17 protein-coding genes and 1 riboswitch are annotated in these 18,199 nt (G+C 62.9%); of the genes, 11 read left to right on the top strand and 6 right to left on the bottom strand.

From position 1 onward, the window contains the following. Positions 1 to 28 precede the first annotated feature (28 nt). The 4 genes from D1223_RS14285 to D1223_RS14270 all read left to right on the top strand — a co-directional run bounded on the left by D1223_RS14285 (position 29) and on the right by D1223_RS14270 (position 4,260). Positions 29 to 1,654 carry a long-chain-fatty-acid--CoA ligase gene (locus tag D1223_RS14285; RefSeq protein WP_119377078.1) on the top strand — a complete coding sequence of 542 codons (1,626 nt, stop codon included), beginning with the start codon at positions 29 to 31 and terminating at the stop codon, positions 1,652 to 1,654. Positions 1,655 to 1,756: 102 nt separating this feature from the next. After that, positions 1,757 to 2,659 carry a DUF1499 domain-containing protein gene (locus tag D1223_RS14280; protein ID WP_119377077.1) on the top strand — a complete coding sequence of 301 codons (903 nt, stop codon included), beginning with the start codon at positions 1,757 to 1,759 and terminating at the stop codon, positions 2,657 to 2,659. Between the two features lie 31 nt (positions 2,660 to 2,690). Further along, positions 2,691 to 2,771, top strand: a riboswitch (ZMP/ZTP riboswitch). 22 nt (positions 2,772 to 2,793) lie between these two features. After that, positions 2,794 to 3,495 carry a DJ-1/PfpI family protein gene (locus tag D1223_RS14275; protein ID WP_119377076.1) on the top strand — a complete coding sequence of 234 codons (702 nt, stop codon included), beginning with the start codon at positions 2,794 to 2,796 and terminating at the stop codon, positions 3,493 to 3,495. A gap of 93 nt (positions 3,496 to 3,588) precedes the next feature. Beyond that, the gene (locus D1223_RS14270; RefSeq protein ID WP_119377075.1) at positions 3,589 to 4,260 is read left to right on the top strand and encodes a M23 family metallopeptidase; all 672 of its coding nucleotides are present in this window, start codon (positions 3,589 to 3,591) and stop codon (positions 4,258 to 4,260) included. A 7-nt stretch (positions 4,261 to 4,267) separates the two neighbouring features. Here the strand turns inward: D1223_RS14270 and D1223_RS14265 are convergent, their stop codons facing one another. From D1223_RS14265 to D1223_RS14255, 3 genes are all read right to left on the bottom strand, one after another. Further along, on the bottom strand, positions 4,268 to 5,179 hold the full coding sequence (locus tag D1223_RS14265; RefSeq protein ID WP_119377074.1) for an MBL fold metallo-hydrolase: 912 nt from the start codon (positions 5,177 to 5,179) through the stop codon (positions 4,268 to 4,270). Positions 5,180 to 5,223: 44 nt separating this feature from the next. Next, positions 5,224 to 6,159 (bottom strand): ATP-grasp domain-containing protein, encoded by a 936-nt coding sequence (locus tag D1223_RS14260; RefSeq protein ID WP_119377073.1) that lies wholly within the window; start codon positions 6,157 to 6,159, stop codon positions 5,224 to 5,226. A 123-nt stretch (positions 6,160 to 6,282) separates the two neighbouring features. Next, entirely contained in the window at positions 6,283 to 6,693 is a 411-nt protein-coding gene (locus tag D1223_RS14255) for a TIGR01244 family sulfur transferase (RefSeq protein ID WP_119377072.1), read from the bottom strand. Between the two features lie 122 nt (positions 6,694 to 6,815). On the opposite strand from D1223_RS14255, the gene D1223_RS14250 reads away from it, so the two are divergent. From D1223_RS14250 to D1223_RS14240, 3 genes are read left to right on the top strand one after another with little or no spacing between them, the layout of a single operon-like run. Beyond that, positions 6,816 to 7,787 (top strand): ABC transporter permease, encoded by a 972-nt coding sequence (locus D1223_RS14250; RefSeq protein WP_233350134.1) that lies wholly within the window; start codon positions 6,816 to 6,818, stop codon positions 7,785 to 7,787. Then, positions 7,787 to 8,689, top strand: a complete 903-nt coding sequence (locus D1223_RS14245) for an ABC transporter permease (protein WP_119377071.1) — start codon at positions 7,787 to 7,789, stop codon at positions 8,687 to 8,689. The genes D1223_RS14250 and D1223_RS14245 overlap by 1 nt, the downstream gene beginning before the upstream one ends. Before the next feature lie 11 nt (positions 8,690 to 8,700). Beyond that, positions 8,701 to 9,549 (top strand): acyl-CoA thioesterase, encoded by an 849-nt coding sequence (locus tag D1223_RS14240; protein WP_119377070.1) that lies wholly within the window; start codon positions 8,701 to 8,703, stop codon positions 9,547 to 9,549. Positions 9,550 to 9,560: 11 nt separating this feature from the next. Here D1223_RS14240 and D1223_RS14235 read toward each other — a convergent pair whose 3' ends face one another. Both D1223_RS14235 and D1223_RS14230 read right to left on the bottom strand, forming a co-directional pair. Beyond that, positions 9,561 to 10,049, bottom strand: a complete 489-nt coding sequence (locus tag D1223_RS14235) for a hypothetical protein (RefSeq protein ID WP_119377069.1) — start codon at positions 10,047 to 10,049, stop codon at positions 9,561 to 9,563. 43 nt (positions 10,050 to 10,092) lie between these two features. Further along, on the bottom strand, positions 10,093 to 11,121 hold the full coding sequence (locus D1223_RS14230) for a glycoside hydrolase family protein (protein WP_119377068.1): 1,029 nt from the start codon (positions 11,119 to 11,121) through the stop codon (positions 10,093 to 10,095). A 310-nt stretch (positions 11,122 to 11,431) separates the two neighbouring features. Between D1223_RS14230 and hisS the strand changes: the two genes are divergently transcribed. The 4 genes from hisS (at position 11,432) to D1223_RS14210 (ending at position 16,804) form a co-directional block, all read left to right on the top strand. Then, a complete protein-coding gene (hisS, locus tag D1223_RS14225; RefSeq protein WP_119377067.1) occupies positions 11,432 to 12,922 on the top strand; it encodes a histidine--tRNA ligase in 1,491 nt (496 codons plus the stop codon). Further along, a complete protein-coding gene (locus D1223_RS14220; RefSeq protein ID WP_119377066.1) occupies positions 12,919 to 14,019 on the top strand; it encodes an ATP phosphoribosyltransferase regulatory subunit in 1,101 nt (366 codons plus the stop codon). The genes hisS and D1223_RS14220 overlap by 4 nt, the downstream gene beginning before the upstream one ends. Further along, on the top strand, positions 14,016 to 14,960 hold the full coding sequence (gene hisG, locus D1223_RS14215) for an ATP phosphoribosyltransferase (RefSeq protein ID WP_119377065.1): 945 nt from the start codon (positions 14,016 to 14,018) through the stop codon (positions 14,958 to 14,960). Before D1223_RS14220 ends, hisG begins: the two co-directional genes overlap by 4 nt. A 653-nt stretch (positions 14,961 to 15,613) precedes the next feature. Next, positions 15,614 to 16,804 carry an aspartate aminotransferase family protein gene (locus tag D1223_RS14210; protein ID WP_119377064.1) on the top strand — a complete coding sequence of 397 codons (1,191 nt, stop codon included), beginning with the start codon at positions 15,614 to 15,616 and terminating at the stop codon, positions 16,802 to 16,804. 89 nt (positions 16,805 to 16,893) lie between these two features. Here D1223_RS14210 and D1223_RS14205 read toward each other — a convergent pair whose 3' ends face one another. Beyond that, entirely contained in the window at positions 16,894 to 18,177 is a 1,284-nt protein-coding gene (locus D1223_RS14205; RefSeq protein WP_119377063.1) for an acyl-CoA dehydrogenase family protein, read from the bottom strand. Between the last annotated feature and the right edge of the window lie 22 nt (positions 18,178 to 18,199).

The following is an 18,199-nucleotide window of genomic DNA, read 5'->3' as shown; positions in this document are numbered from 1 at the left end:
TCGCCGCAAGAGCGTCCGGAGGAAGACTATGCAAGGATTGATGCAAAACTGGCAACTGACCGTGGACAAGGTTCTCGATCATGCTGCCCATAATCATGGTGACCGCGAAATCGTGACCCGCGCCGTCGAAGGCGGAATCCGGCGGACCACTTACGCGGAACTTCGCCTGCGGGCCAAACAGGTCTCCACGGCGCTGCTCGACGAGGGCATCAAGCTGGGCGACCGGGTCGCCACGCTGGCCTGGAACACCGACCGCCACATGGAAGCCTGGTATGGCACGATGGGCATCGGCGCTGTCCTGCATACGATCAATCCACGCCTTCACCCCGACCAGATTGCCTGGATCGCGAACCATGCCGAAGACCGTATCCTGATGTTCGATACGACCTTCCTGCCGCTGGTCGAAGCAGCCAAGGACCAGCTGAAAACGGTCGAGAAATTCATCATCCTAACCGACCCGGACAACATGCCGGAGAATTCGCTGAATGCGGTGTCCTATGAGCTCTGGATCGATGGCCGCTCGCGGGATGTCGAATGGGGCAATTTCGACGAGAATACCGCTTGCGGGCTTTGCTATACCTCGGGCACGACGGGCAATCCGAAGGGCGTGCTCTATTCGCACCGCTCCAACGTGCTGCACACCTTCATCACCATGGGCGTCGACACGCTCGGCATGGGGGCAGCGGACGTTGTCCTGCCGGTGGTGCCGATGTTCCACGCCAATGCCTGGGGGCTGGCCTTCGCCTGTCCGGCCACCGGTGCCAAGCTCGTCATGCCGGGCGCCGACATGTCGGGCGCAGCCATCTATGAGCTGCTCGACAAGGAAAAGGTGACCATCACTGCCGCCGTGCCGACGGTCTGGCTGCTGCTGCTGACCTACTTGGAAGAGAACAAGCTCAAGCTGCCGCACCTTCGCAAGGTGGTGATCGGCGGTTCGGCCGTGCCGGAGCGCATCCTGCGCGCCTTCGAAGAGAATTACGATGTCGAGGTGTTCCACGCCTGGGGCATGACCGAGCTCTCGCCGCTCGGCACGCTTGGGGCGCTGCCGGCCCACCTTGTCGATGCGCCGCATGAAGAGCAGATGGCCTACAAACTCACCCAGGGCCGCCCGCCCTTCGGTGTGGAACTCAAGATCCTCGACGATGATGGCAATGAGCTGCCGCGCGATGGCAAGACGTCCGGCCGGCTCGTCTGTCGCGGCCCGGCGATCTCCTCGGCCTATTTCAAGGGCGATGGCGGCAGGGTGCTCGACGAGAATGGCTTCTTCGACACCGGTGACGTTGCCACGCTGGACGAGCATTCGACCATGCAGATTACCGACCGTGCCAAGGACGTCATCAAGTCCGGCGGGGAGTGGATCTCCTCCATCGATATCGAGAACTTCGCCGTCGGTCATCCCAAGGTCGCCAATGCGGCCGCGATCGGTGTCTACCACCCGAAATGGGATGAGCGTCCGCTGCTGATCGTGCAGCCCGCGCCGGGCGAAAAGCCGACCAAGGAAGAAGTGCTCAAGCAGCTCGAGGGCAAGATCGCCAAATGGTGGACGCCCGATGATGTCCAGTTCGTCGATGAAATTCCGCTTGGCGCGACCGGCAAGATCAACAAGCTGAAGCTGCGCGAAATGTTCAAGGATTACACGCTTCCGACGGCCTGATCCCAGATCAGGGCTGCATGTGTGAACGTTGCGCGAGGTCTTGCTCTCGGGTACGAAGGCGCTAAGTCTGCGCACCTCAGCAAAAGCCGGGGAGCTGGTTGAATGAGTGATACGACCCAAAGCGCCGGATGGCGCCTGAAGCTGTCAGCTGTCGCCCTTGGCGTGTCGATCTTCGCGGTCCTCTGGTTCGCGGCTGCCGCCCTCGGCACGAAGTACGGCCTTTGGGGCTGGCAGTTCGGGCTCGGCAAGATGACAATCGGCTGGGGCCCGATGATCGCGTTTGGCTCAGCTGGGCTTGCGGTGATCGCGCTGATCATCGGCTTCATCAAGTCTCCGCGAACACAGCCGGTTATCCTGGCCCTGGGCGCACTGTTGATCGGCTTGATGCTGGTCTTCCGGCTTGTAGGTTTTGGTGCACAGGCCGCAAGCCTGCCGCCGATCCATGACATCCAGACAGACTGGTCGGATCCGGTCCGCTTCTCCGAGGCGCTGCTCGCCCAGCGCAAGTCGGATGATGCGATGAACCCGGTCGAGGACGCGCCGGTTATTCCCGAATCGCCGGGCATCGAGGAGCGCTGGCCTGGCATGGGCGGCCGCCTCGTATCCGAAGTCCAGGAGGAGGCCGAAAGCGAACGCACGGTTGACGGCGAGACGGTTCCGCCAGCCTATGACCGGCCGATCGAGCCGCTCTATTTCGACCAGTCGCCCGGCGAGGTCGCCAGCTATGCGCTGAGCATCGCGGAGGATCGTGGCTGGGATATCTTCACCCGGCCGGAGGCGGGCGAGGATGTCGAACAGACCATGATCGAGGCGACAGCCACGACCGGCTGGTTCGGTTTCAAGGACGATATCGCGGTGCGCATCCGGGCCGTGGAGGGCGCGACCCGTGTCGACATGCGCTCGATCAGCCGCGTCGGCCTGTCGGACCTTGGCGCCAATGCGCGGCGTGTGTCCGCCTTCATGGATGAGCTCGCCGACCGCGCGGACGGGCGGCGCGCACCCTGATCGACGACCGCCGGAAAACAGGGTAGGTTCAGCTTCGCTGCGTAACTGGCGCATGAGGTGGATCACCACCGGGGAACGCGGCACGGACATGCCGGGCGCCTGGGCATCAACCTCTGACCTGAAGGAGGGCGCCCATGCCCGAACTGTCTCCGATTTCCGTCGCATTCCTCGTTTTTCCGAATGTCACCCAGCTCGACCTGACCGGCCCGGCGCAAATCCTCTCGCGGCTCGGCAATACGTCCATCGATCTCGTCTGGAAGACACGCGATCCGGTGCCGACCGATTCCGGCTTTCCGCTGCTGCCGACAAAGACGTTCGATGAAGTCAGCCAGGCCGACATCCTTTGCGTGCCTGGCGGGTTCGGGACGGTGGATGTCATGCAGGATGATGAAGCGATTGGCTGGGTCCGGTCGATGGGGACGGGCGCTGACTGGGTCACGAGCGTGTGCACCGGCGCACTGGTTCTCGGCGCGGCGGGACTCCTGAAGGGCTATGAAGCAACCACGCATTGGGCCTCGCACGAGCAACTCGCCTTTTTCGGCGCGACCCCGGTCAAGCGCCGCATCGTGCTAGACCGAAATCGCCTGACGGGCGGCGGCGTGACCTCGGGCATCGATTTTGCCCTCGCCCTCGTCGCCCGTATCCGTGGTGAAGCGCACGCGAAATTCGTCCAGCTCTCGGTCGAATACGATCCGCATCCGCCTTTCGATAGCGGAGCGCCGGAAAAGGCCGACGCGGAAACGCTGGAACGCTATTGGGCGCTTGTGAACAAGGCCGCGCCGGGCCGGGTTGAAACCGTCAGGGCAATTGCGCGCCGGCGCGGTTTCGACACCTGAAGCCGTCACCGGCCTTTCGGAAATCGGCCCGCTTCAGCTTGTCATCCACAGGCTTTTGACGGATGATCCAGATTGGTGGTGTGGGAAACAGACATGTCCCGTTGGCTTGTCACGGCTCTTTCGGCGTTGGTCCTTGCGGCCTGCGCGACCACACCTGCGGAAACGGCAACGACAGCGCCTGGCGACGGAACGCAGACCCGGCCGCTCGCTTACCCTGTTTCCGATGAGTTCACGCCGCAGACCTATCTGAATGTCTGCCCAGGCATGATTGCGACCAACGTTCCCGCGCGCGATTCAAACGGCAAGCTTGTCGACTATTCGCCCTTCATCCGCGTTGACGGCGTCGTTGTGGCCGTGGCGCCGGTGAACGGGGCCTGTCTCAGCTCAGGCTTCGGCGTGCGCGGCAGCAGCCTGCACAAGGGGATCGACCTTTTTTCCCGCGAGTCGATCCCGATCCATGCCGGCGGTAACGGCAAGGTGATCGAGTCCGGCTATCGTGACGACTATGGGCATTATGTCGTCATCGACCATGGCGGCGGCGTCTTTACGCGCTATGCGCACCTCGCCTCACGCGAGAGAGCGGCGGGCAAGGGCAAGGATATCGCTTTCGGCACGCTGCTCGGCCTGATGGGCAACACGGCATCCTATCCGATCCCGATCCATCTTCACTATGAAGTGCTGACGGGCGACTACGACACGCCGAAGAAATCCTTCGGGCTCGACGCAGTCGATCCGTTCGCGGCGGTCTGGGTGCCGGTGGAGTAGCCTGTCCTCAGGCCGATTTGCGCAGGGCTGTCCAGGTGAAGGTCGAGCGCACGGTCGGCGTGGTGTCCGGCGTCGTGACGCGGCCTTCCTCGATGAGCTTCAGCATGTGGCCAAGCACCGACATGGCGGCTGCCGGATGCAGGCGCTTCTCGACATCGGCATACATCGTCTCGACCATGCGCGGAATGTTCGTTTCGCCAGCCTTCAGATGCTTGATGATCGCCGCTTCCCGGTCCAGCCGGTGCTGGCGGTAAGCCTGGATGAAGCCTTTCACATCCTCGCGCACCGGCGAGCCATGCGTCGGCCAGAGGATGCCGAAATCCATCGCCTCGATCTTGTCGAGCGAGCGCATATAGTCGGCCATGTTGCCATCGGGCGGGGCCACGATCGTCGTCGACCAGCCCATGATGTGGTCACCTGTCAGGCAGGCATTCTCTTCACGCAGGCCGAAGCAGAGGTGGTTGCTTGTGTGGCCGGGGGTCTCGATCACGTCGAGCGTCCAGCCAGGGCCGGAGATGACATCGCCATCACCGACCAGCACATCCGGCTGGAAGCCGAGATCGTCGGCTGAGCCCAGTTCGCCCTTGGCGGTCGGCACGCCGCAATTCTTTGCGTAGGTCTTGCAGCCGGCCCATTCCGCCAGCGGCTGGGCGAGCGGTGAGTGGTCGGAATGGCCATGGGAAACGAGCACATGGGTGACCGTTTCGCCGTCCAGCACCTTCTTCAGCGCTTCGAAATGCTCGTCCTGCATGGGGCCTGGGTCGAGCACGGCAACCTCGCCATGTCCGATAATGTAGACACCGGTGCCGACATAGGTGAACGGCCCGGGATTGTTCGCGATCACGCGCCGGATCAGCGGTGAGACCTGTTCGACCTCGCCGTATTCAAAGTCTATTTCTTTGACGAATGGAATGGCCATGGGACCCCTTCGGCAGATTTCAAACCACCCGATAATGAGTGATTCTAGGCTGACCGCTTCCCGGTGAACGCGGTGACAAATGCGCGCGCCATGCGGCGGGTGGATTTCAGCTTGTCGCCAAGCTTCAGTGCCACGGGCGGACCCATATCTGTCTTGTTCGCGTCCACAATGTAGATGCGGCCGGAAGTCCGGTCGCGTAGCACGTCAACACCGCCCCAATCCAGACCCAGCTCTGCAGCAAATGCCCGGATCACGGCAATTTCATCAGTTGTGTAGCAATTCTTGGGCTCGTCGAGCAAAACTTCGGCATTCTCATTGAGAAAGCGGCGCGCAAGCGGGCGGCGCTTGCGGAAAACGAGGGTCGGTTCACCGCCGACAATGCAGCAGCGAAGATCCTCGACCAGACCGCCATCGATCTCATTGTCGATGAGGCGCTGATAGGTCTTGTCCTCGAGCGGCTCCATCGGCCCTTCGATGATCCGCCCGTCATGGCAGGCATTCTTTTCCGACTTTTCCACCATCGGGCCGGGATAGGTGCGCGGATCGACCTTGAGGCCGTAGCCGGCAGCGCGCTCGAAGGCGACGGCGACATTCGATTTGGAAATGTCGGTGCAGCCGAAATTGACCAGCGTCGCGCCGGGTCTGGTTTTCGGCGTGTCGTGGCGGACCTGCGTGGAATCGTCGAACTGGAAGACGATATCGGCGGCCGACACGTCGGAAATCAGCTTGGCGCCGGAGGCATGCATGACCGGCCAGATGAAATACCATGGGCGCGGCTTGTCCGGGTGGAAGGCGATGGTCGGGCGCTTGTGCCCGGTGATCCGGCGCCAGGTGCGCCAGGACTGGGCCAGCGTATAGAAGGTCAGCCAGGTGAAGATGTCATTGGCGAGCTGGAAATTGGCCGGCACGCGATGCCCGGTCTTTTTCACAAGCCAGGCGCCGTCTTCATACTTGAAATCTGTCAGCCAGTTACGCGACATCCAATTTCTCCTCACCGCCCCCTCAGACAGTTAACTGTGAATCGCACGCCACATCCCGGGGATCAACCGTTTAGCGCTGTCGTCAGCGTGCCAGGCTCATCAATAAACGGTGTGTTTCCGTGACTAGAGAAGCCGCTTCATGCTCGACAGGTCATAGCCTGCATCTGCGGCTGCATCTACGATTTCCTCCGGCTGGCCCTGGCCGGCATGGGTCAGCGCCCAGGCCGTGATGGACCGCGTCCCGGTGCGGCAATAAGCCAGCACCGGCGTCGGGGCTTCATTCAGAATCGATTGTGTCCGCTCGATAATTTCGGGTGTCGGCGCGCCGGAAAAGGGCAGGGCAACAAAAGTCAGGCCAAGTTCCTCGGCCTTGGTGCGAATCGCGCCCATGCGGGGCTGATCGACACCGCCTTCGCCATCCGGCCGGTTCGCAATGATTGTCTTGTACCCCTTGGCGGCAATCTCTTCCACGTCGGATTCGTCGATTTGGGGGGCGACTGCGAAATATTCCGTCACCTTGCGGATGTCAGCCATGTGTTACCTCGGTGTCATGTGGCGTTGACAAGCGAACGCGTCGCGTGAACCTAGGTTCGCGCGGTCGCACTTCCAAGTGCCGATAACCGCTTCGGGTGAAACGGAAAAGAGAAAAGCCACACGTGTCAGCGCTACAGAGAAGTCTTTCCCGAATTCCCTGGGCCTACGTCACACGCAGGCTGCTGTTTGCGATTCCGACCCTCCTGGTCATTATCGCCGTCGCCTTCTTCATGATGCGTATGGCGCCCGGCGGTCCGTTCGATGGCGAGCGGAAGCTGAATGCGGCGACCGAGGCAGCGATCAAGGCCAAGTTCGGCCTCGACCAGGCGCTCTGGAAACAGTTCCTGGATTACCTGCTCGGCGTGCTGCAGGGCGATTTCGGGCCGTCGATGAAGACGCTCGGCAAGTCGGTCAACGATCTCATCGCCGATGGCCTGCCGGTCAGCCTCGCGATTGGCTCGCTGGCCATGCTGGTTGCCCTTGTCGTCGGCACGGCGCTCGGCGTCTTTGCCGGCCTGCGCCAGAATACAGCCGGTGATTATACCGTGATGGGGATCGCCATGGCCGGGATTTCCATCCCGACTTTTGTCACCGGTCCGATCCTGATTCTTGTCTTCGCGCTCGGCGCCGGGCTGTTCGCGGTCGGCGGCCTCGGCGAATACCCGAATATCGGGATGAACCCTTACAACATGACGCTGCCCGTGCTGACGCTGGCCCTGCCGCAGATCGCGATCATTTCGCGCCTGATGCGGGCCTCCATCATCGAGACAATGCGCTCGCCGCATGTGCGCACCGCCCGCGCCAAGGGGCTGGCCGAGCGCAACGTCATCATGAAACACGTCCTGCCGTCGGCTGTCCTGCCGCTGGTCTCCTATGCCGGCCCGGCCATGGCGCGGGTGATGACGGGCTCGCTCGTCATCGAGCGGATTTTCGGCCTGCCGGGCATGGGGTCTTACTTTGTCGATGGCGCGATCAACCGCGACTACACACTCGTCATGGGCGCCCTGATCATCTATGCGACGCTGATCGTGCTGTTCAATCTTGTCGCCGATATCCTTTATGCGCTCCTGGACCCGAAGGTAAAATACGACTGATGGTCGATACGCTGGACATGACGGGCCGGAAGGAACCGGTCGAGCAGGCGCTCGCAGGCGGGCGTTCATTGTGGGACGATGCCCGCCGCCGGCTGTTCAACAATAAGGCAGCCGTCTTCTCGATGTGGGTGCTGGGCATCCTGATTTTCCTCGCAGTCTTCGGTCCGATGCTGTGGGTCCACGACTACAGCAAGATCTCTGCCGACACGGAGCTGGCGCCGACCATGCAGGACTGGCACTGGCTCGGCACCGACGAACAGGGCCGTGACCTCGTCGCGCGCAACCTGCTCGGCCTTCGTATTTCCATGGCCGTCGGCCTTGTCGCGACCATCGTTTCGCTGATTATCGGCGTCACCTGGGGCGCGATTGCCGGCTATGTCGGCGGACGGGTCGACAATCTGATGATGCGGTTCGTGGACGTGCTCTACGCCATGCCCTTCATCTTCTTCGTGATCCTGCTGCTGACCGTTTTCGGACGGAACATCATCCTCATCTTCGCGGCGATTGGCGCGGTCGAGTGGCTGACCATGAGCCGGATCGTCCGGGGCCAGACGCTCGCCATCAAGGGCAAGGAATTCATCGAGGCCGCGCGCGCCGCCGGCGTACCGGGATCGGCCATCATCCGCCGCCACATCCTGCCGAATGTTGTGGGGCCGGTTGCGGTTTACGTGACACTGACCATCCCCGTCGTGATCATGGCGGAAAGCTTCCTCTCCTTCCTGGGCCTCGGCGTGAACGAGCCGCTGACCTCGCTCGGCGTGCTGATCTCGAACGGCGCAAAGGAAATGCAGGACAAGCCCTGGCTGCTGATGGCGCCGGCCGTGCTGATGGCGGTGACGCTGCTCTGCCTCAACTTCATCGGCGACGGCCTGCGCGACGCGCTCGACCCGAAAGAGCGCTAGAGCCAACCGCCATGAGCAAGACGTCCTTCATCGACCTGCAGTCGACGCACAATCCTCATCGCTGGTACCTGAACGTGGAGCCGAGCATCTGCGTCGGCCCCCCGGGCAACAAGTTCCTGTTCGGCGGCGTCGGCCTCGCTTCGGCGATCACCGCACTCGAACAGACCACAGGCCGGCCGTGTATCTGGGCGACGGCGCAATACCTCTCCTTCGCCAATCCGCCTGACATTGTCGATCTCGACGTGCGCGCACCCATCGTCGGCAAGAACATCACCCAGGCGCGAGTCCTCGCGCATGTGAAGGACCGGGAAATCTTCACGGTGAATGCCGCGGTGGGCGAACGCGATTCCGACCAGTCGCACCAGTGGCTTACCATGCCGGATGTGCCGCCCGCAGACGACTGTCCGCCCATGCCGCGCTTCGATGAGACGACGGAAGACCTTCATTCACGGCTCGACATGCGCGTGGCGCAGGGGCGCTATTCGGCGCGCCGCGACGTCCAGGGCGGGCGCAGCGAAGATGGGCGTGTCGTGCTTTGGGGCCGGGCGAAGAATGGCGCGCCGGTCGATTCGGCGCTGCTTGCCATCATCAATGATTTCGTGCCCTCAGGCACCAGCCATGCGCTAGGCCTGCCAGCAGGCGCCAATTCCCTGGACAACACGCTGCGCATTCGCAGGATCGTTGAAACCGAATGGGTCTGCTGCGACATCCAGATTGAAGGCGTTCATAATGGCTTCGTGCATGGGCGAATAGCGATGTTCGCCGATGACGGTACGCTGATGGCGACGGGCAGCCAGTCTGGCATCATCCGCATTTTCGATCCCGAAGCCTTCCGGCAGCGGTTCAAGAAGGACGCGTAGTTCGATTCCGATCATTTCAGGGCTGCCTTTGCTGCTGCTGTGTTGACGGGACAGCTGGCAAGGCCGCTGTCGAGGGCGGGTGTCGCGTGCAGGGCCGACTGTGTGGCCGCTGCCGCGATGACTTCGGCATCGGAGAACATGACAGCCAGGCGCAGCAGGCTGTCGCGCGTGTCGCGGGCGGTCTCGGCCTCTTCCAGCGCGTCGAGCTGGACAACGCCTTCCTCGGCCATGCCGCGGAAGATGCAGCCAAGGTCGGACGGGCCGTCATTGCCGTCGATCCAGCGGCCGAGCTGTGTGGCCGCATAGGCGAAGCGTTCGATTTCGGTCTCAAAGGCTGGCGTGATGTCGGCCTTGCCCGATGCGTCCAGCGTCTCGATCAGGCTCGCTGTCTGCTCGCGGAGGTCACCGGCTTTCATGCCCCAGTTCCCGGCCAGTTCAGGCGAGGCGGACGCACTGAAGGGCAGGGCGGCTGCGGCGATGGCAAGCAGGATGCGTTTCATGACGGCACGGTCTCCGGAATTCTCCTGAGACGCGAAGCAAGCGCTATGCCGACTCGCCCAGTGCGCGCATCACTGCCCGGCCCGCCGGTTTCGGTTCGCCGACTTCCCAGCGGTCCTCATCGTTCTTGTGGACGCGGTAGAGGCCCATCTTGCCCTCGAAATCGTCCCAGTAGGGCTCGTCGAGAAGCTCATAGATGAAGGCCGCGTCCACGCGGTACTTCTCGCGCATGCTCCGGTAGTAGGCGATGCGCTCGGTCAGCATGCGCGCATTGTCTTCCTCGGTCTCGAAGCCGCCGCCGCCAGCATTGAACTCGGTGATCCAGATCGGCTTGCCATAGCCGGCCAGCGTTTCGAGGAAGCTTTCGCGCACCTGCTCATAGTCATGCCAGATGGTGATGTCCCATTCGAGGCCGTCCTCGACGAAGCGCTCGAAGGCGCCGAGATGGCCCCAGCCGGCCGTGCCGATGGCATATTTCGCATCCGGATCGCCTTCGCGGGCACCGTCGAGCAGGCCGGCCAGCGAGGCGGAGACCTTCTTCCAGCGCGGCCCGTAATAATCGAGCTTGTACATTCCGCCCGCCGGGCCCCACTCGCAGGGGTATTGCGTGCCATCGTCGCGCATTTCGCAGGGCTTGATGATGGCGTGGTTCTCCAGCTCATTGCCGAGTTCCCAGATCGCGAACTGGCCGCGATAGCGGCGCGTGCGCCAGCGGGCGCGATTGTAACTGTCGCGGTAGAGCTGCTCCGGTGTCTTTTCCTTGAGCGGTCCGTCCGGATGGATGATCGGCAGCAGGGTGACGCCATGCTGGTCGGCGATGGTCTTCAGGCGCGCCATCTTCTCGTCATGCGAGCCGATGCGGTAATGTGTCATGCCGAGTTCGCGCACCAGCCTGATCTGCGTTTCCAGCGGGATGTCAGGATAGGCCTGAAAGGGGTGGCCGTTGACGCCCCAGATGAGGTCACCCTCGCGTTTCAGCGGCGTCAGGGCACGGCGGCTGTCGCCGGCGCAGGCGGCCAGCAGGCTTGCCGCGCCGAGCCCGGCCAGGAAGCTGCGTCTGTCTTGTCCTTGCATGCCAGGGAGTATCAACCGTGCGGCCCGGCTTGGAAAGGTGATTCCCCTCAGACTTGACTTTGGCCCGGCGCCTGCATATCCACCGCCCACAATGAACACGACGCTGCATCACCATCATCACCACGCGTGACGCGCCGCACGAGGCGCGAACCGGTCCGGCTGCGCCTCTCTCCAAGTGTTCATCTTCTTCTCATTGAACCGCCAGAGGCAGACGCCCGGATGTCCCGGTCTCGCGCCTTGTCCAGCGCGCCCGCTTCACACTGGCACCGGCTTCGTCTAAGCGGGGCCGGGCTGAACAGACAGGACGAGCATGAGCAAGAAGAAACAAGACCCGGATGCTCCCAAGAGCGGCAAGGATCTCGCCCGCAAGCCACGCGGCTTTCCCGACCGGCGCGAGGCGCTCATCCATGCCCAAGGCGAGATGATCGACCGGGTCACCGCCGTTTATCGTCGCTGGGGCTTTGAGGCGCTGGACACCGGCGCCTTCGAATATGCCGACGCGCTCGGCAAGTTCCTGCCCGATGATGACCGTCCGAATGCCGGGGTCTTCTCGCTCCAGGACGATGACGAACAGTGGATCTCGCTGCGCTATGATCTGACCGCGCCGCTCGCCCGATTTGCCGCCGAGAACTGGCAGACCCTGCCCAAGCCCTTCCGCCGCTATGCCGCCGGGCCCGTCTGGCGCAATGAAAAGCCGGGGCCAGGCCGCTTCCGGGAGTTCCTGCAATGTGATGCCGACACGGTCGGTGCGGCTGGGGCGCATGCCGATGCCGAAATGGTCGCCATGGCGGCCGAGGCGATGCGGGCCGCCGGGGCAGGAGATGGCGAGTTCGCGGTTCGCGTGAACACGCGCCGCCTGCTCAATGCGGTGCTCGACGGCGTCGGTGCCAATTCGGATGCCGCGCGCCTGACCATCCTGCGCGCGCTCGACAAGCTCGACCGGCTTGGCGAGGACGGCGTGAAGCTTCTCCTCGGGCCGGGCCGTGAGGATGAGAGCGGCGACTTCACCAAGGGCGCAGGCCTTGATGCAGGCAGCATCGACAAGGTCATGGCCTTCGCGCAGGCCGGACGTGCGACGCGCGGCGAGACGCTCGAAGCGCTGGGCCGGGCGGTCGGCACAGGCGAGGAAGCGAAGGCGGGGCTCGACGAGCTGGCCGCCATTGCGCGCGGGCTCGAAGCGTTTGGTTGTCCGGACAGCGATGTCCTGTTCGACCCGTCTGTTGTGCGCGGACTGGAATACTATACCGGCCCGGTATTCGAGGCCGAGCTCCTGAAAGAGACGGTCGACGAGGATGGCAATGTGGTGCGCATCGGCTCGGTCGGCGGGGGCGGGCGCTATGACGATCTCGTCGCGCGCTTCACGGGAGAGAAGGTCCCCGCGACCGGATTCTCGGTTGGCATTTCGCGGCTGGCGACGGCATTTGCGATTTCAGGTGACATCGAAGCCCTCAACGGCCCGGTCGTCGTGCTCAACCTCAATCGCGAGGACCCGACCGAAGCCTTGAAACTTGCGACCGAACTTCGCGCCGCCGGCATTCGGGCCGAAGCCTATATGGGCTCGTCGGGCATGCGGCCGCAGATGAAGTATGCCGACCGGCGTGGGGCGCCTGTTGCGGTCATGGTTGGCGAGGATGAGATCGCCAAGGGCGTCGTCACCATCAAGGACCTGAAAGAAGGCGCCAAACAGGCCAAGGCGATCAAGTCCAACGAGGAATACCGCGAAGCCCGCCCCGGCCAGTTCGAAGCGCCCCGCGCCGAAATGATCGCCCGCATTCGTGAGATTGTGGAGGCGGCGGAATGAGTGCGCCTCAGGATATCTTCGCCCGCCTCGGCGGCGAGCTCTGTGATCCGCCCATTGTCATGCCGGCAAACCAGCCGCTGGAGCTGTCCGGCGAAGCGGTGCGTGCACGCCTGTGTGTGTTTGTGGGGGAAAGTGGGGAGGAGTGTGCCCTCCGCCCGGATCTGACCCTGCCGCTCGCCATTGCGCAGGCCGAGGCCGGTGTGTCTGGCGAGACGGTGAAGCGTTACGCCGCGCGGGCTTTTCGCCTGCCCGCTGTGGCGAGCGATCCGGTCGAGTTCACCCAGGTCGGCTTCGAGCGCTATGGCGCACCGTCCACGGCGGAGACCGATGCTGAGACCTTCGCACTGGTCTGCGAAGCGGCGGCGTCCTCGGAAGTCACCGAGAGCGAGACGCGCATGGGCGATCTTGCGGTCTTTCCCGCTTTTGTCGATGCGCTCGACCTCGCGCCCGGCCTCGCCGACGCGCTGAAGCGCGCCTTCCGGCAGGTGGGCGGGGTCTCTGCGCTGCTCAAGGCGAAGCCGAAACAGGCGGCGCATGGCCTTGCTGCCCGCCTCAAGGGGGCAAGCCCTGCCGAAGCCAAGGCGATTGTCGCCGATATCTTCGCGCTGTCGGGCATCCAGCCGCAGGGCACCCGCAGCATCGATGAAATCGTCGAGGGCCTGCTCGCCCAGGCGGCCGACGCCGAGTATGGCGGTGCGCCGGACCTTGCCCGCCAGACGCTGGAATCGGTCATGGCCGTCGACTGCGCGCCCGAACAGGCGGCAGACGCGCTGCTCGCCATTGCCCGGCAGGCCGGTATTGATGGGGTCGAGCCGGTGCTGACCCGTCTCGATGCGCGGGTCGCAAGAATGCGCGAAGCGGCCCCGGCCTTCATGCAGGCCGCCCGCTTCGGCACGCCCTTCGGTCGGCGTTTCAACTATTATGACGGCTTCCTGTTCGAACTTTTCCGGCCCGGCGAATCGTCTGGCCGTCGTCCGTTCGGTGCAGGCGGACGCTATGACACGCTGCTGTCCAAGCTGTCGAATGGGGCGGTCGATGCCAGCGCCATTGGCGGTGTTGTCCGGCCCGACCGGCTGAATGGGGGAGACAGGCCATGACGCGGCTGACGATTGCAATCCCGTCCAAGGGACGGCTCAAGGACAATGCCGAAGCCTGGTTCTCGAAGGCAGGCTTCACGCTCAAGCAGGCGGGCGGCGAACGCGGCTATACGGCTGAGCTGAAAGGCCTGCCCGAAGCAGACGTCCTGCTATTGTCGGCGCGCGAGATTGCGCAGGGGCTGATCGACGGCGCCTTCCATATCGGCGTGACGGGCGAGGACCTTCTGAACGATTTGTCCGCCGACCTGCCGCGCGACGCCTCGGTGATCAAGCAGCTTGGCTTTGGTGGCGCAGACGTGGTCGTCGCCGTCCCGGCGGCGTGGCTCGACGTGAACACGATGAGCGACCTTGAAGCGGCGGGCGCGCGGTTCCGCCAGCGTCATGGCCGGCGCATGAAGGTCGCGACCAAGTATCTGCGCCTGACGCGGAATTATTTTGCGGCAAAGTCGGTCGGCGAGTACCGGCTGGTGGAAAGCGCGGGTGCAACCGAGGCGGCCCCGAGTTCCGGACAGGCGGAAGTGATCGTCGACATCACATCGAGCGGAGCGACGCTGAAGGCCAACTCGCTGAAGGTGCTCGACGATGGCGTGATCCTGAAAAGCCAGGCCGCGCTGACCGGATCGCTCAAGGCTGACTGGTCGCAGGAAGCGCTCGGTGCACTCGAGAAACTTCTCTCTTCTGTCGAAGCCGTGGAATCGGCGGATGCGACTCGCATGCTGGTCGCGGCGAATCCCATTTCTGATAGCGTTATCAAGGCTGAAGGAATGACACCTGTTTCGGCAACTTCTGTTCTTTCGCCTTCCTATGCCGCGGTAAAAAATGCCCGGGCGATCGCTGAATCCGGGGCCGGTCCAGTCACAATCTTGCGCACAGACTTCATTTTTGACCAGGAAACACCCTCATTTAAGAAGTTTGTTACCAATCTGAAATCGGTCGCTTGACAATGTGACACAAAAAAGGCGATACAGGTTTTGCAAGTTTCTGGGAGGAAACGCTGCAAGAACTCTTACAGGCGCGGCTCGATAGCCGCGCCAATTTTTTATCCGGTTTCCGCTTATTTCGCCGTTTGAACGCTGACGACTTGCGAGCCGGTTTTCCTGTTTCTTCAGCGCATATTGTGCGGCTTTGACTGCCGACAAGGGCAAATCGACCGATTGCCCTGAATATAATGTCGCAGCCAAGAAAAAAGGGCCCTTGCGGGCCCCGGAAGAGGAGTTTCTCTGGGAGTGGAGCCCGACTGGCGGCTCAGGGTCAGGGCGTCAGGGTATCGCCAGCCGGGCTCTCTTTTCTTATTGTTATTCAATATAGACTCTTATCGAAAAACGTCAAGGCCTTATCGAAAAACAATTGTTACAAATGCGTTAGCTGTTGCCGCTGCAATCGTCAGGCAGGGCAGATAGGCAGTCCGGGAGCCGCTGGCTAGAGGCGGGATGTCATGGCGCCCATGCATAATTGCATTTGCAACCAGTTGTGGCATTTCTTCCAGACCGACAGCTTTCCCTGTCCGCGGTATAGGGGCCTCGTGTTGACTTTGGCACCGGCCCCAGCCATGCGGATGGCTTCGCTGGCAAGATAAACATTGGAGTTTCAAGACATGTCAGATCCGCGCGCCCACATCATGCCCGTCTACGCACCGCCATCGGAAGTGTTCGTGCGAGGCGAGGGCGTGCGCCTCTATACCGAAGAGGGCGCCGAGTATCTCGACTTCATCGCCGGCATTGCCGTCAACGCGCTCGGCCATTCGCACCCGAAACTGGTTGAGGCGCTCACCGAGCAGGGCAAGAAGCTCTGGCACCTGTCGAACATGTTTCGCGTGCCGGCTGGCGAACAGCTGGCCGACAAGATCTGTGCCCGCACCTTCGCCGACAGGGTCTTCTTCACAAATTCCGGCACCGAGGCGGTCGAGTGCGCACTCAAGGCGGCGCGCAAGTATCACTGGTCCAAGGGCGATGAGGAGCGCATCGAATTCGTCACCTTCACCGGCGCCTTCCATGGCCGTTCGCTCGGCGCGATCAATGCCGGCGGCAATCCGAAATACCTGGAAGGCTTCGGCCCGCCAATCGAAGGCTTTACCCAGATCGAGTGGGGCGACCATGACGCGCTCGATACGGCCGTGACCGACAAGACGGCGGCCGTCTTCGTCGAGCCGGTGCAGGGCGAAGGCGGCGTGCGCGCCATGCCGGAAGAGTGCCTCACCGGCCTGCGCAAGCTCTGCGACGAGCGCGGTGCGCTGCTCATCTATGACGAGATCCAGTGCGGCATGGGCCGGACGGGCCAGCTCTTCGCCTTTGAATGGGCCGAGAATGCCCAGCCGGACATTATGTGCCTCGCCAAGGGAATTGGCGGCGGCTTCCCGCTCGGCGCCTGCCTGATGACCGAGGAGGTCGGCCTGCCGATGCAGCCGGGCTCGCACGGGTCGACCTATGGCGGCAACCCGCTCGCCATGGCCGTTGGCAATGCGGTGTGGGACATCATCTCCGACGAAGCCTTTCTGGCTGAGGTGCGCCGCGTCTCCGGCACGGTTGCCCAGGGGCTGAAGAGCCTCGCCGACAGCCACCCCGACAAGGTCGAGTCCGTAACCGGCAAGGGCCTGCTCACCGGACTGAAGCTGAAAGCCGCGCCGAAACCGGTACAGAATGCCTGCCGCGAGAAGAACTTGCTCGTCGGTGTCGCCGGGGCCAACGTCCTGCGCCTCGCACCGCCGTTGATCATCTCCGATGAAGATGTGCGCGAAGCCGTCGGCGTCATCGACCAGGCCCTCTCCGAATGGGAGATGGAAAGCTAGGTTCGTTCCGCACCTTCGCAGTCAATAAAAAAGCCGGCACCCCTGACAAGGTGCCGGCTTTCTGTCGATGAAGGGGTTGGAGGGAGGTCCTAGCCCTTCGTCGCTTTCTTCATGCCCATGCGGCCAAGCTCGTTGCGGCCGACCACCATGTGGTGAACCTCGTCCGGGCCATCGGCCAGACGCAGCGTGCGCTGGCTGGTGTACATGTCGGCGAGCGGGGTCCATTGCGAGACACCGGTTGCGCCATGCATCTGGATCGCGTCGTCGATGATCTTGCAGACGCGTTCCGGCACCATGGCTTTCACCATCGAGATCCAGACGCGCGCTTCCTTGTTGCCGAGGACGTCCATCGCCTTGGCGGCTTTCAGCACCATCAGCTTCATCGCCTCAAGCTCGATACGGGCCCGCGAGATCTTCTCGAGGTTGCCGCCAAGCCGGGCAAGCGGCTGGCCGAAGGCGTCGCGCGACATGCCACGATCGATCATCAGGTCGAGGGCCTTTTCGCCCGCGCCGATGGAACGCATGCAGTGGTGGATGCGGCCCGGGCCGAGGCGCAGCTGCGAAATCTCGAAGCCGCGGCCAACGCCGAGCAGGATGTTCTCCTCCGGCACTTTCACATCCGTGAAGCGGATATGCATGTGGCCGTGCGGGGCGTCATCCTTGCCGAAGACCTGCATGCCTTCGAGGACTTCCACGCCGGGCGTGTCGATCGGGACGAGGATCTGCGACTGCTGCTGGTGGGACGGGCCATCCGGGTCCGTCTGGACCATGACGATCATGATCTTGCAGCGCGGGTCACCGGCACCCGAGGCGTAGTATTTCTCGCCATTGATGACCCACTGGCCATCCTTCAGGACAGCCTGGGTACGGACATTGCGGGCGTCGGAGCAGGCGGTGCCGGGTTCGGTCATCGCGAAGGCGGAGCGGATCTCGCCGTTGAGCAGCGGCTTCAGCCACTTCTCTTTCTGCTCCGGCGTGCCGACGCGTTCCAGCACTTCCATGTTGCCGGTGTCGGGGGCCGAGCAGTTCAGGCATTCCGAGGCGAGCCGGTTCTTGCCAAGCTCGGCAGCGATATAGGCGTAGTCCAGGTTGGACAGGCCTTCACCCGTCTCCGCGTTTGGCAGGAAGAAGTTCCAGAGACCTTGTTCCTTGGCCTTGTTCTTGACCGCTTCGAGCATTTCCAGCTGGCCGTCGACATAGGACCAGCGGTCCTTGCGGCCCTCGCCGAGCTCGTGGAACTTGATGCTCATCGGCTCGACTTCCTCGGCGATGAACTTCTTGACGTGCTCATAGAGCGGCACTGCTTCTTCCGACATGCGCAGGTCATTCAGCGGATCGCGCACATCCATCTTTTCAAGGCTTCCGGTATCCATGGTTTTCTTCTCCTCCCAGAGA

This window comes from Henriciella mobilis, from assembly GCF_003576285.1.
Classification (GTDB): Bacteria; Pseudomonadota; Alphaproteobacteria; order Caulobacterales; family Hyphomonadaceae; genus Henriciella; species Henriciella mobilis.
The sequence above is the reverse complement of the archived record's forward strand: the minus strand, read 5'-3'. Positions and strand labels throughout refer to the sequence as shown.